This window comes from Streptomyces sp. NPDC047130 (assembly GCF_040643475.1).
Classification (GTDB): Bacteria; Actinomycetota; Actinomycetes; order Streptomycetales; family Streptomycetaceae; genus Streptomyces.
Map to the genome: position 1 here is coordinate 229,404 of NZ_JBEYUK010000005.1, position 12,703 is coordinate 242,106.

At 73.4% G+C, this 12,703-nt stretch carries 11 protein-coding genes; 4 read left to right on the top strand and 7 right to left on the bottom strand.

The features are described from left to right. Window positions 1-14: 14 nt before the first annotated feature. Together ABZ836_RS10270 and ABZ836_RS10275 are read left to right on the top strand one after the other, a co-directional pair. Window positions 15-560 (top strand): sigma-70 family RNA polymerase sigma factor, encoded by a 546-nt coding sequence (locus ABZ836_RS10270; RefSeq protein ID WP_361141139.1) that lies wholly within the window; start codon window positions 15-17, stop codon window positions 558-560. Between the two features lie 176 nt (window positions 561-736). Continuing rightward, window positions 737-1,243, top strand: a complete 507-nt coding sequence (locus ABZ836_RS10275; protein ID WP_356132961.1) for a hypothetical protein — start codon at window positions 737-739, stop codon at window positions 1,241-1,243. Window positions 1,244-1,307: 64 nt separating this feature from the next. Here the strand turns inward: ABZ836_RS10275 and ABZ836_RS10280 are convergent, their stop codons facing one another. The 3 genes from ABZ836_RS10280 to ABZ836_RS10290 form a co-directional block, all read right to left on the bottom strand. Continuing rightward, window positions 1,308-2,174 carry a DNA-formamidopyrimidine glycosylase family protein gene (locus tag ABZ836_RS10280; protein ID WP_361141141.1) on the bottom strand — a complete coding sequence of 289 codons (867 nt, stop codon included), beginning with the start codon at window positions 2,172-2,174 and terminating at the stop codon, window positions 1,308-1,310. A 49-nt stretch (window positions 2,175-2,223) separates the two neighbouring features. Beyond that, the gene (locus ABZ836_RS10285; protein WP_361141143.1) at window positions 2,224-4,326 is read right to left on the bottom strand and encodes a SpoIIE family protein phosphatase; all 2,103 of its coding nucleotides are present in this window, start codon (window positions 4,324-4,326) and stop codon (window positions 2,224-2,226) included. A 76-nt stretch (window positions 4,327-4,402) separates the two neighbouring features. Then, window positions 4,403-4,630, bottom strand: a complete 228-nt coding sequence (locus ABZ836_RS10290) for a hypothetical protein (protein WP_356132966.1) — start codon at window positions 4,628-4,630, stop codon at window positions 4,403-4,405. Between the two features lie 127 nt (window positions 4,631-4,757). Between ABZ836_RS10290 and ABZ836_RS10295 the strand changes: the two genes are divergently transcribed. Continuing rightward, window positions 4,758-6,185 carry a lipase maturation factor family protein gene (locus ABZ836_RS10295; protein ID WP_361141145.1) on the top strand — a complete coding sequence of 476 codons (1,428 nt, stop codon included), beginning with the start codon at window positions 4,758-4,760 and terminating at the stop codon, window positions 6,183-6,185. Window positions 6,186-6,287: 102 nt separating this feature from the next. On the opposite strand, the gene ABZ836_RS10300 is transcribed toward ABZ836_RS10295, so the two are convergent. From ABZ836_RS10300 to glgC, 3 genes are all read right to left on the bottom strand, one after another. Then, on the bottom strand, window positions 6,288-6,470 hold the full coding sequence (locus ABZ836_RS10300) for a hypothetical protein (protein WP_356133014.1): 183 nt from the start codon (window positions 6,468-6,470) through the stop codon (window positions 6,288-6,290). 360 nt (window positions 6,471-6,830) lie between these two features. After that, entirely contained in the window at window positions 6,831-8,453 is a 1,623-nt protein-coding gene (locus ABZ836_RS10305; protein WP_361141147.1) for an SDR family NAD(P)-dependent oxidoreductase, read from the bottom strand. A 196-nt stretch (window positions 8,454-8,649) separates the two neighbouring features. Then, complete coding sequence (glgC, locus tag ABZ836_RS10310; protein ID WP_356132970.1) at window positions 8,650-9,879, bottom strand: glucose-1-phosphate adenylyltransferase; 1,230 nt, start codon at window positions 9,877-9,879, stop codon at window positions 8,650-8,652. Window positions 9,880-10,126: 247 nt separating this feature from the next. Between glgC and ABZ836_RS10315 the strand changes: the two genes are divergently transcribed. After that, a complete protein-coding gene (locus ABZ836_RS10315) occupies window positions 10,127-11,104 on the top strand; it encodes a DMT family transporter (protein ID WP_361141149.1) in 978 nt (325 codons plus the stop codon). Here ABZ836_RS10315 and ABZ836_RS10320 read toward each other — a convergent pair. After that, a complete protein-coding gene (locus tag ABZ836_RS10320; RefSeq protein WP_361141151.1) occupies window positions 11,074-12,429 on the bottom strand; it encodes a transglycosylase family protein in 1,356 nt (451 codons plus the stop codon). The genes ABZ836_RS10315 and ABZ836_RS10320 overlap by 31 nt on opposite strands. Between the last annotated feature and the right edge of the window lie 274 nt (window positions 12,430-12,703).

Below are 12,703 nucleotides of genomic sequence, written 5' to 3' on the forward strand. Positions count from 1 at the left end.
GTGCCATACGAGCCATGACGGCCGGAACCACCATCACCCGAGCGACGACCGCCGAGCACGAGCTGGCCCGTCTCCAGCGCGAGCACGGGCGGCCCCTGTTCGCCCTGCTGCTCAGGCTCTGCGAGGGCGACCGGCAGCGTGCCGAGGACCTGGTCCAGGAGACCCTGGTGCGGGCCTGGCAGAACCCCGCGGCGCTGCACGACGACGCCTTCGACTCCGTACGGCCCTGGCTGATGACGGTGGCCCGCCGGCTCGCCATCGACGCGCGGCGGGCCCGGCAGGCGCGCCCCGCCGAGGTGGGCGACGCGGTGCTGGAGAACGCGCGGGTCTGCGCCGACCACGCGGAGCGTTCGGCGGCGACGCTGGACGTCCGGGAGGCCGTGCGGCGGCTGTCCCCCGAGCACCGCGACGTCCTGGTGATGGTGTACTTCCGGGGCGCCAGCGTCGCGGAGGCCGCGACCGCCCTCGGCATACCGCCCGGGACCGTCAAGTCCCGTGCCTACTACGGGCTGCGGGCCCTGCGCAGGATCCTTCCGGGGTACGCGCCGGACCTGCGCTGAAACTCGGCGGCGGGTCAAGCCTTCTTAAAGCGCCTTGCCGATGACCATGGTTGGGTAATCGGCTGTCCCCATCGGGCCGATCGGTGCGAGCGGTTCGATCGGTTCGATCGGTTCGTTCCGGACGGAGGGAACCGGGCCGGGCGGGCGCGCGCCCACCGGAGGGAAGGCAGGCAGGCATGCTGGACAGAGGACACGACCGCCCGGAGCCGGACCGGCTGACGGTTCCGATGGCGTGGCTGTACGCCGAGTACATCGCCGACGAGCTGCTGCGGTCCGGGGACCTGATGCCGCCGACCTCGTTCGAGTACCGGGCGGGGCGGGACGCGCTGGCCCTGACGGTGTTCCTCTCCGACCTGGAGGGCGAGCTGAGCGGCGTCCAGGTGGTGACCCGGCTGGAGACCTGGCGTTCGCTGACCGCCTACGACCAGCCGTGGCAGGACTGGGTGCGCGAGCGGCTGGAGCGGCTCACCGCCGAGGCGCGGGCGAACGGCGCCCGGCCGGGCCCGGACCTGCGGCTGGCGCTGGCGGCCTGGCGGTGGCTGGAGGAGACGGAGCTCCTCGCGCCCGACCTGGACGCGGTGCCGGGCGGTGGTCCGGTGCCCGGGGAGGACGGTCCGCAGCGCTGGACCCCTGCCTGGCAGCTGGGCCTGCCCCTGGGGCACCTGGCCATCCACCTGTTCTGAGCGGGGCCGCCTCCCGGGGCGCGCGCAGCCTCGGGACCTGGGGCCCGGGGCGCGCGCCGCGCCGCTACTTGAGGAGCCGTGACAGGCGGCGGTCGGCCAGCGGGCGGCCCCCGGTCTGGCAGGTGGGGCAGTACTGGAGCGAGGAGTCGCTGAACGCCACCTCGCGGACGGTGTCGCCGCACACCGGGCAGGGTTCGCCGGTCCGTCCGTGGACCCGCATCCCGCTCTTCTTCTCCGCCTTCAGCCGCCCGGCGGCGACCCCGCGGGAGCGTTCCACGGCGTCCAGGAGCGTGGTGCGCAGCGCCTCGTAGAGCCGGTGCGTGTCCTCCGGCGTCAGCGTGTCGGTGAGCTTGAACGGCGACATCCTGGCCGCGTGGAGGATCTCGTCGCTGTAGGCGTTGCCCACCCCGGCGATCAGGCCCTGGTCGCGCAGGGCCCCCTTCAGCTGCCGCCGCTCGCCCCGCAGCAACTCCGTGAACCGGGCCTCGTCGAAGTCGTCGGCCAGCGGATCGGGGCCCAGGCGGGCCACGCCCGGCACCTCTCCGGGGTCATGGACGAGGTGGACGGCGAGGCGCTTCTGGGTGCCCGCCTCGGTGAGGTCGAAGCCCTGCCCGTCGTCCAGGACCGCGCGCAGGGCGAGCGGGCCCTTGCCGGGGCGCGGCGGGGTGGCGGGGACGCTGTCGAGCCAGCGGAGCCAGCCGGCCCGTGCCAGGTGGAACACCAGGCGGGGGCCGCCGTCGGCCGTGACCACGTCCAGGAACTTGCCGTGCCGGTGCACGGCGGTGACCGTGCGCCCCTCCAGGGCGGTGGGCGCCGGGTCGTACGTCTTCAGGACGCTGACGGCGAGGGGGAGGACGCGGGCGAACTCCCTCCCCACCAGGTGCTCCTGCAGGAAGCCCCTGAGGGCCTCCACCTCCGGCAGTTCGGGCATACCCCCAGCCTGCCACGGAGCGGGGCCGGCCGCCCGCGGCGGGCGCGGGTCACTCCCCGCCGGGTTCCTGGTCGTCGTCGGGCACCGAGGGGATCATGGTGAACTCGCACCAGACGCACTTGCCGCCGCCGCGGGCCTCGACGCCCCAGCTGTCGGCGAGCAGGTCCACGAGCATCAGCCCTCGCCCGTGCATGCCCACCGGGTCGGGGTCCCGCAGGTGCGGGAGGGCGCTCGAGCTGTCCTCCACCTCGATGCGCAGCAGCCGCTGCGGCCCGAGCAGCACCCGCAGGGTGACGGTGGCGCACCCCTCGGTGTGCATCAGGGCGTTGGTGATCAGTTCGTCCGCGGCGAGTTCGATCTCGTCGGCCCGTTCGACGGTGCCCCAGGCCCGTACCGCGGCGCGGATCATGTGGCGGGTCTCGGCCAGCGCGTCGGGGTCGCCGGGGACGACCTGCTGCCGGAGCTGGCCGCCGGTCCTGAGGCGGCCGGGGCCCCTGCGGCGCAGCAGCAGGAGGGCCACGTCGTCGTCGCCTCCGCGGCTGTCGGCCCGCTCGATCAAGGCGTCGGCGAGGCCGCGGACGTCGTCGGGGCACTGGGCGATGTAGTCCATCAGTTCCCGCACGCCCTCGGAGAGGTCGTCCCCCGGCATCTCGACGAGGCCGTCGGTGCACAGGACCAGGGTCTGGAGGGTGGAGAGCTCGAAGGTGGTGACGGGGTAGGTGAGGGCGCCGAACTCGGCGGACAGGCCCAGCGGCAGGCCGCCCTCGACGGGGAGGCGCCGGCAGGTGCCGTCGCCGCCGCGCAGGATCGGGTCGAGGTGACCGGCGCGCACCATGCGGACCACGCCGGTGGTGGGGTCGATCTCGGCGTACAGGCAGGTGGCGAACCGGTCGGTGTCGAGTTCGTGGAGGAAGACCGAGGCGCGGGCCATTACGGTGCCCGGCGTGTGCCCCTCGGTGGCGTAGGCGCGCAGCACGATGCGCAGCTGGCCCATGACGGCGGCGGCGTGGGTGTCGTGGCCCTGGACGTCGCCGATCACGGCGCCGACCCGGCCGCCGGGGAGCGGGATCAGGTCGTACCAGTCGCCGCCGATGTCGCGTCCGGCGGCGGGCGAGCGGTAGCGGACGGCGATGTCGGCGCCGGGCACGCTGGGGATGGTGCGGGGCAGCATGGCCTGCTGGAGGCCTTGCGCGAGGTCCATCTGCTGCTCGTAGAACATGGCGCGCTGCAGGCTCTGGGCGAGGCTGCCGGCGAGCGCGCCGAGCAGGGCGCGGTCCCCGGCGGTGAACCCGCGGCGGCCGCTGTAGAGCAGGCCCGCGGCGCCGATCGCCTTGCCCTCGGCGATCAGCGGGAGGTAGGCGGCCGAGGTGATCTGGAGGTGCACCAACTGGCTCCAGAGCATCGGGTAGTGGAGCGCAAACTCCTTGGCCGACTCGATGTAGCGGGGTCTGAGGGTGCGGACCACGTCGCTCATCGGGTACGGCTCGTCCAGCCGGGTGATGCGGGTGCCGGGGACGGCGTCCTGGGGCTCCTCGGTGACCAGGACGATGCGGTCGCCCTCGACCAGGCCCAGGACGACGAGGGAGACGCCCAGCGGCGTGCGCTGGTGGGCCTCGCCGAGGACCCGGGAGACGTCGCGCACGGTCCTGGCCGCGGACAGGGCGGCGGTCAGGGCCTGGACGACGTCGGTCTGGCGGCGTCGGGCCTCGTCCTCGACCGCCTGCTCGAGCCGGGCCTCGCTCTCCCGCAGTTCCTGGGTGGCGTCGCGGACGATGCCGACGACGCGGCGGAGCACCCCGTTCTCGTCGCGCCGCAGGTAGCCCTGGGTGTGGGTCCAGCGCAGGGTGCCGTCGCGGCGGCGGACGCGGAAGTAGGCGCCGTAGTTCTCGGAGCCCTCCTTGACGGCGCGGTTGACGGCCTCGTCGAGGCGGACGCCCTCGCCCGGGGGGACCCGGGAGGCCAGGCCGCCGGCGGTGCCGTCGAACTCCTCGGGGGTGATGTCGAAGATCTCGTGGGCCTGGGCGTCCATGAAGAACCGGCTGGTCTCCAGGTCCCAGTCGAAGGTGCCCATGCGGTTGAGCGCCAGGATGGGATACGGACTGTCGGGCCACCCCTCCGGGAGTGAGGTGTCCGCGGTGTCCCCATCAGCCATGGAGTCCACTTTGCCAGCATTTGCCGGTTTGCTCGACTCGTCGTCCGCCTCCTCCGGGCTGCGGCGGCGGCCCCCCTCAGTCACCGAAGACGTCGGTGGGACTGCCGAAGACACTGTCCCCGTCGAGGACGGCGACCCGGCCGCGCGTCACCTCCGACACGGCGCCGCCCTCGACGATCCCGTCGTCCGTCCGCGCCTCCTCCCGCGTGCCCGTCGGGCCGGGCCGCTCCCCCGCCGGCGACGCCCCGAGCAGGGCGAGGGGCACGGCGCAGGCGACGACGGCGACTCTGATCGGTGCGCGCACGGTGTCCTCCCACGCGGTTCGGGGCACTTCGTCACCATTGTCTGCCGGGTTCCGTGCGGTCACGCAAACGGAGACGGGCGTCACGGTCGGCGACCGCGCGGGGTCGCCGGGGAGGAGTGCCGAGGTCGTGGAGTGGTTCACCGCACCCGAGTACTGGACGGGCCGGCTGCTCTTCCAGCGAGGTCTGGCCGCCGTCTACCTGGTCGCCTTCCTGTGTGCCGCCCTGCAGTTCCGGCCGTTGATCGGGGAGCGGGGGCTGACGCCGGCCCCGCGGTTCCTGGAGCGGACGACGTGGCGGCAGGCGCCCACGCTGTTCCGCCTCCGCCTCTCCGGCCGCCTCGTCCTCTCCGACCGCCTCTTCGCCGCCTGCGCCTGGGCGGGCTGCGCGGTGTCCGCGGCACTGCTCGCGGGAGCGGCGGACCTGGTGCCGCTGTGGGCGTCGATGCTGCTCTGGCTCGTGCCGTGGGCGCTGTACCTGTCGGTCGTGAACGTCGGGCAGACCTGGTACGGCTTCGGCTGGGAGTCGCTGCTGCTGGAGACCGGGTTCCTCGCGGTGTTCCTGGGCAACGACGAGGTGGCGCCCCCGCTGGTGGTGCTGCTCCTGCTGCGCTGGCTGCTGTTCCGCCTGGAGTTCGGCGCCGGGCTGATCAAGATGCGCGGCGACGCCTGCTGGCGCGACCTCACCTGCCTGTACCACCACCACGAGACCCAGCCGATGCCCGGGCCGCTCAGCCGGTTCTTCCACCTGCTGCCGAGGCCGCTGCACCGGGCCGAGGCGGCCGCCAACCACGTCACCCAGCTGGCGGTGCCCTTCCTCCTCTTCACGCCGCAGCCGGTGGCCTCGTGGGCCGCCGCGCTGATGGTGGTCACCCAGCTCTGGCTGATCGCCTCGGGGAACTTCTCCTGGCTGAACTGGCTGACGGTGGTGATCGCACTGCCGGCGGTCCGGTGGCCGTGGGACACTGCGCCGCCCCGGCCCCCGTCCGGAGCACCGCTCTGGTACGTGATCACCGTTCTCGCCGTGGCCGCGCTGCTGCTGTGGCTGAGCCGCAACCCCGTGCGCAACCTGCTGTCGCGCCGTCAGGCCATGAACCGTTCCTTCGACCCGTTGCACCTGGTCAACACCTACGGGGCGTTCGGCAGCGTGACCCGGGTCCGGCACGAGGTGGTGATCGAGGGCACGTCCGACGAGCGGCCCCGCGAGACCTCCGACTGGCGCGCCTACGAGTTCAGGGGCAAGCCGGGGGACGTGCGGCGGCGCCCGCGGCAGTACGCGCCGTACCACCTGCGGCTCGACTGGCTGATGTGGTTCCTGGCCCTGTCCCCCGTGCCGGCCCGCTGGTTCACGGTGTTCGTGGAGAAACTGCTCGAGGGCGACCGGCCCACCCTGAGACTGCTGCGCCGGGCCCCGTTCCCGCCCGGGTCGCCCCCTCGCTGGATCCGCGCCCGGCTGTTCCGCTACCGCTTCGCCACGCGCGCCGAACGCCGCGAGACCGGGGCGTACTGGGTCCGCGAGTACGTCCGCGACTTCCTCCCGCCGACCCGCCTGTCCTGAGCGACGAAGGGGCGGCGGCCGGTCGGGGGGCCGGCCGCCGCCCGTCGTCGTCGCGTGCCGCGCCTGCGCGCGCCCTGACCGCCGACCGCCGTCGGCGACGCGTCAGTCGACGCTGGGCAGGATGTGCGGTTCGGCGAGGTCGTCCTCGTAGCCGGCGAGCCTGATGGGGGCGGAACGGGCCCACACCTCCAGGCTGCCGAGTGGTCCGTCGCCGTCGGCCGCGCTCCGGCCGGCGGGCGCCTCGCTCGCGATCGCCGTCATGGACGTCGTCTTCTCCGGTGTCACCGCGCACTCCTCATGTTGGGTCACCCTCGAGGCGCGGCGCCGTGTGGTGCTCGACGCCCGGGCGCCTCCCGGGTGCGGGTCGGTCGGGAGGCCTTTCGGGCGCGGTGGCGCCGGTACCTCGACGTGGGCAGGCCGGTGTGTCCGGCTTGTCCGGCGACGGCGGTGAGGGGCCGGTAGGGCCCGTCACGCTCTCCGTCCACCTCAGGGTAACCAAATGAGCGGGCTCCCGCTCGATAGCGCCGAAAACTTTGCGTTACCGTCTCACGACGCCCGGGTCACCGCGTCCGACCGCGCCACCCCGACCGCGGTCACCGCAGGCGCACGGGTCACCCCGTCCGCACGGTCACCGCATCGACCGAGTCACCACTTGCCGGGCGCGTAGTCCTTCAGGAACACGCCGTAGAGGTCCTCGCCGGCCTCGCCGCGCACGATGGGGTCGTAGACCCGGGCGGCGCCGTCGACCAGGTCCAGCGGGGCGTGGAACCCCGCCTCGGCGAGGCGCACCTTGTCCGGGTGCGGGCGCTCGTCGGTGATCCAGCCGGTGTCGACCGCCGTCATCAGGATGCGGTCCTTCTCGAACATCTCCTCGGCGCTGGTACGCGTCAGCATGTTCAGCGCGGCCTTCGCCATGTTGGTGTGCGGGTGTCCGGCGCCCTTGTACCCGCGCCCGAAGACCCCTTCCATCGCGGACACGTTGACGATGTACGTGCGCCGGTTCGGCGAGGCGGACATCGCCTGGCGCAGCCGGCTGATGAGGATGAACGGGGCGGTGGAGTTGCAGAGCTGGACCTCCAGCAGCTCCACCGGGGTGACCTGTTCGACGGACTGCACCCAGCTGTTGGTGTCGTGCAGGTCGGGGACGAGTCCGCCGGCGTCGATGGCGGTGCCGGCCGCGATCCGCTCCAGGGAGGCGGAGCCGGAGACCAGCGCGAGGTCGGTGACCTCCTGGGCGCTGACCGCCCCGCCGCCGGCCACCGGCAGCGCGGCGACGGCGCCGGAGCCGAACGCGCCGATCACCCGGGCGGACGGCAGCTCGCCCTTGGGCAGCGGCGCGGACTCGGCGGCGACCAGTTCGCTGTAGGCCTGCGGGGAGCGGCGCACGGTCTGGGCGGCGTTGTTGATCAGGATGTCCAGGTGCCCCTGCGCGGCCACCGAGTCGGCCAGCGCGACGACCTGGGCGGGGTCGCGCAGGTCGATGCCGACGATGTCGAGCCGGTCGATCCACTCGTCGCTGTCCGGCATCGCCTTGAAGCGGCGGATGGCGTCGTTGGGGAAGCGGGTGGTGATGGTGGTGTGCGCGCCGTCGCGCAGCAGGCGCAGCGCGATGTACATGCCGATCTTGGCGCGGCCGCCGGTGAGCAGCGCGCGCCGGCCGGTCAGGTCGGTGCGGGCGTCGCGGCGGGCCCGGTTCTCGTCGGCGCAGTCCGGGCAGAGCTGGTGGTAGAAGTAGTCGACCTCGACGTAGCGGCCCTTGCAGGTGTAGCAGGAGCGCGGGCGCTGGAGTATGCCGGCGATCCGGCGGCCGTCGTCGACGGAGGAGGACGGCAGGATGCCCGCCGTCTCGTCGTCGATGCGCTGGGCGGAGCCGGTGGCGGTGGCCTCGGTGACGGCGCGGTCGTGCGCGGTCTTGGCGGCGCGGCGCTCCTGCCGGCGGCGCTGCTTGACCGTCCGGTAGATGTGCGAGGTGGCCCGGCGCACCTGGACGGCGTCGGGGTGGTCGAGCTCGATCCGGTCGAGCTCCTCCAGGACGCTCAGGCAGATCGCCAGCCGCTCGGGGTCGATGCCGGGACCCCACTCCCCGGTCTCCCCGCCGTCCCTGGCCCCGGTGGTCTCCCCGGTCCCGGCGGCGCCCTGCCCGGCGTCCTCCGCCCGGTGCGCGTCCGGCGCCGCCGTCCGTGCCTCGCCCTGCGCGGGGATCCGCGCGGGGCCGCTGTTCTCCGGGGCGCGCGTGGCAGTGCCCTGGCCGTCGTCCGTCACCGTCATCGCCGCTGTGTTCCTCGTGTCACTCGCCCAGCCGCGTAGCTCGATCGAGTGACCGCGCGGCTCCCACATGAAAAGCGGTGGGAACCGTGTCGCGGATCGGTGTCCGGCTCTGTCCCACCAGGTGGGGAGGATACTGACGCCCGGGAGGCTCCGCCAAATGAACGACCGCCCGGGCGTCGTGTCTCACAGTGGTGTCCTACATGGGGGCCGGAACGTGCTGCGCCTTGCCGAGGACGACGACGCCGTTGTCGGAGACGGTGTAGAGCTCGGCGTCGCGTTCGCTGTTGACGCCGATGGTGGCCCCGGGCGGGACGTCGATGTTCTTGTCCAGGATGGCGTTGCGCACGACGGCGCCGCGGCCGACCCGGACCTTGTCGTGGAGCACGGAGTTCTGCACCACGGCGTCCGGCTCGATCACCACGCCCGGGGAGAGCACGGAGCGGGTGACCTGCCCGCGGATCAGGCAGCCTGCGCTCACGATCGACTCGGTCGCGTTGCCCCCGGCGTTGAAGCGTGCCGGGGAGAGCATCGGGTGGTGGGTGTAGATCGGCCAGTCGCGGTTGTAGAGGTTGAACACCGGCCGGTCGGCGAGCAGGTCCATGTGGGCGTCGTAGTAGGCGTCGATGGTGCCGACGTCACGCCAGTAGCCCTGGTCGCGCTTGGTCTCGCCGGGGACGTGGTTGGTGCTGAAGTCGTAGACGGCGGCGTCGCCGCTCTCGGTGAGCATGGGCAGGATGTCGCCGCCCATGTCGTGGTCGGAGTCGTCGTTCTCCGCGTCCCGGTGCAGGGCCTCCACCAGCACGTCGGTGGTGAAGATGTAGTTGCCCATGGAGGCGAGGATCATGTCGGGGTCGTCGGCGAGCCCCGGAGGGTCGGCCGGCTTCTCCAGGAAGCGTTCCACGGTCCGGCCGTCGGCGGCCGGGGTGATCACGCCGAACTGCGAGGACTCCGACCGCGGCACGCGGATGCCGGCGACGGTCGCCCCGGCCCCGCTGTCGATGTGCTGGCGCAGCATCTCGCGGGGGTCCATGCGGTAGACGTGGTCGGCGCCGAAGACGGCCACGTAGTCGGGCTGCTCGTCACGGATCAGGTTGAGCGACTGGTGGATGGCGTCGGCGCTGCCCAGGTACCACTGCTTGCCGAGCCGCTGCTGGGCGGGCACCGGGGTGACGTAGTTGCCGAGCAGGCTGGACATCCGCCAGGTGGTGGTGATGTGGCGGTCCAGCGAGTGCGACTTGTACTGGGTCAGTACGGCGATGTGCCGGATGTCCCCGTTCACCAGGTTGGACAGGACGAAGTCGACGAGCCGGTAGGTACCGCCGAAGGTGACGGCAGGCTTCGCGCGGTCCGCCGTCAGCGGCATCAGCCGCTTTCCCTCACCGCCCGCCAGCACAATGCCGAGTACGGAAGGCCCACCACGACGCATCGCCGCTCCTCTCACCGGTTCACCCGCCCCCTTGGTCCTGAACCGAGTGCCCCCTGCCCCGACCTGCTAAGCCTGCCCCGTGAGGAGGCCCGTGTCACCCGTTCGGGGGAGGATCGGGCCTTTCCGGGTACTCCACCGTCAGGAGGATCCGTGAAGGACGGAAGAACGCCTCCGGAACGACGACGGAAGAGGGCGTGACCGGCATCGTGGGGTCCTTGCAAGGTGAGCGCGTGCCGGAGGGCTGCCGATGAGCGCCCTGATGTGGTCCGTCGTCCTGTCCCTCGTGTCCGCCGTGGCCTACGCCGGCGGTGCGATCGTGCAGGAGCGGGTGGCGTCGGTCCGGGGCGGCTCCGTGCCCCTGGGCGACCCGGTGTGGTGGTCGGCGGTCCTGCTCAACGGCCTGGGCGCGGGGCTGCACGTGGCGGCTCTGGCGCTGGGGCCGCTCAGCGTGGTGCAGCCGATGGGGGCGCTGACCATCGTGTTCGCGCTGCCGATGGCGGCCCTGTTCGTGGGCCGCGCGGCGGGCGACCGGAACGCCTGGCGGGGGGCTCTGCTGGCCACGGCGGGGCTGGCGGGGCTGCTGGCGCTGGTCTCCGGCTCGGGCACCCGGACGCCTTCGGGCGGGGAGCGGATCGCGCTGCTCGCGGTGACGGCGGGCGTGCTGGCGCTGCTGCTCGCGGTGTCCCGGATGCCGCGCACCCCCGCCGCGGTGCGTGCCGCCGCACTGGCCACCGGGGCGGGCGTCGCCCACGGCCTGGCCTCGGTCTTCACCAAGGCAGTCGCCGCCGACCAGTCGGACGGCTTCGTCCTGGCCGGCCTGCCCTCGGTCGGGGCGGTGCTGGCCCTGTCGGCGGCGGGGCTGGTGCTGTCCCAGTCCGCGTACCACGTGGGCGGTCTGCACGCGCCGCTGGCGACCCTGACCGTGGTCAACCCGGTGGCCGCCACGGTGGTGGGCCTGGTGCTGTTCGGCGAGTCGTTCCGCATGGGCGCCCTCGGGGCCGTCCTGGCGGCGGGTTGCGGCCTGGTCGCGGTGGCGGGGCTGGCCCTGCTGTCCGCGGGCCGCGCCCACGCCGCGGCGGTGCCGGCGCAGGCGACCCCGGACCACGACCGGGACGGCGCCGGGCACGACGGCCGTGAGGAGCAGGACGAGCAGGACGAGCAGGACGAGCGGGAGGAGCGGGCGGAGCGGGACGCTCACATGGCGACGCCGCCGGCCCGCAGGTAGGCCACCGGGTCGATGTCGCTGCCGAAGCCGGGGCCGGTGCGGACCTCGAAGTGCAGGTGCGGGCCGGAGCTGTTGCCGGTGGAACCGGAGCGCCCGAGCCGCTGCCCCGCGGCGACCGACTGCCCGGCCTTGACGGAGATCGCCGACAGGTGGGCGTACTGCGAGTACCGCCCGTCCTGGTGGCGGACGACCACCTGGTAGCCGAACGATCCGCCCCAGCCGGCCGTGACGACCTGGCCGGCGCCGATGGACTGCACGGCGGTGCCGGTGGGCACGGGGAAGTCGATGCCGGTGTGGTAGCCCTTCGACCACGAGGAGCCGTGCTTGCGGTAGGCCGTGCCGAGGGCCGCGTTCACCGGGGCGACCCGGGTCCGTGTCGCGGCGGGGCGGGCATCGTTCCCGCGCCGGTCGGCGGTGCGCTCCTCGCTCTTGCGGGAGTCGGTCTTCTTCGGCTGGGTGCTGCGCTGCTCGGTCTTCTTCCCGGCCTCGCCGTCGCCGGCCTTGCCGGCCTTCTCGCCCTTCCCGGCCTTCTCGGTGTTCTCGGTCTTCTTCTGCCCGCCGGCCTTCCCCTGACCGCGGGACCTCTCCTTCGTGTCCTTCGCGGAGGCGTCGGGCCGCGGGGCGGGGGCCGCGCCGTCCGGCATCCTCAGGCGCTGGCCGGGCATGATCAGGTCGGGGTCGGAGCCCACCGTGGAGCGGTTGGCCGCGTAGAGGGACTGCCAGCCGCCGTCCACGTCCCGGGTGTCCGCGATGGCGGAGAGGGAGTCGCCGCGGACCACGGTGTACAGGTCGGTTTGTCCGGCGCGGGACTGCGGCGGGGTCTGCGGCCGGACGTCCTTGCCGGTGTCCCGCGCTCCCGCCGGCGCCGCCTTGCTGCCGGGGGCCTTGCGGTCCGAGGCCTTCGCCGCGGCGCCGCCGGAGCCGTCCCCCAGGTCGGGCGCGGGGCCGCCGCGGGTGAGGCCGGCGCGGCCCGAGCAGACCGGCCAGGCGCCGGGTCCCTGGACGTCGAGGACCTTCTCGGCGACGACGATCTGCTCCTCGCGGGTGGCCTGGTCGGCACGGGGCGCGTAGACACGGCCGCCGAAGCCCTCCCAGGTCGCCTGGCTGAACTGGAGCCCGCCGTAGTAGCCGTTGCCGGTGTTGACGTCCCAGTCGCCGCTCGCCTCGCAGGCGGCGACCCGGTCCCAGGTGGAGGCCTCGGCCGCCTCGGCGGTGCCGGTCCCCACCAGCGGAAGCGCGATGCCCGCGCCACTGGCGGTGACGGTGAGCGAAGCGCGGTTGAGTCTGTTGGGCTGGTACCGGCGGTGCCGGCCGCGTGCGGCCATTGGTGCCTCCTCGACACAGGTCAGGAGACACAGAACGTAAGCGCAGTGACAGAGGGTCACAAGCAGGAATTCGGACCGGTTGCGTGCGACAGGAAGCCGGTAAACCCGCAGTTGACGGATATCGCCGGACGAATATGCCGGGGTGAACGCGGTACGGGGCGTCTGGCGCGAAAGCGCCGGACGCCCTGCGTTTCAGCTCACAGCACCGGCCCGCCGGATCGCGGAGGCCCGGGTTCCGGGTCGGGCACCGGCTCCGGCCCCGGCGGCTGCGGGA

Coding starts and splice junctions, on each gene's coding strand:
- ABZ836_RS10270 (WP_361141139.1), top strand. CDS start 15: ATGACGGCCGGAACCACCATCACCCGAGCGACGACCGCCGAGCACGAG.
- ABZ836_RS10275 (WP_356132961.1), top strand. CDS start 737: ATGCTGGACAGAGGACACGACCGCCCGGAGCCGGACCGGCTGACGGTT.
- ABZ836_RS10280 (WP_361141141.1), bottom strand. CDS start 2,174: ATGCCCGAACTGCCGGAGGTGGAGGCCCTCAGGGGCTTCCTGCAGGAG.
- ABZ836_RS10285 (WP_361141143.1), bottom strand. CDS start 4,326: ATGGCTGATGGGGACACCGCGGACACCTCACTCCCGGAGGGGTGGCCC.
- ABZ836_RS10305 (WP_361141147.1), bottom strand. CDS start 8,453: ATGACGGTGACGGACGACGGCCAGGGCACTGCCACGCGCGCCCCGGAG.
- glgC (WP_356132970.1), bottom strand. CDS start 9,879: ATGCGTCGTGGTGGGCCTTCCGTACTCGGCATTGTGCTGGCGGGCGGT.
- ABZ836_RS10315 (WP_361141149.1), top strand. CDS start 10,127: ATGAGCGCCCTGATGTGGTCCGTCGTCCTGTCCCTCGTGTCCGCCGTG.
- ABZ836_RS10320 (WP_361141151.1), bottom strand. CDS start 12,429: ATGGCCGCACGCGGCCGGCACCGCCGGTACCAGCCCAACAGACTCAAC.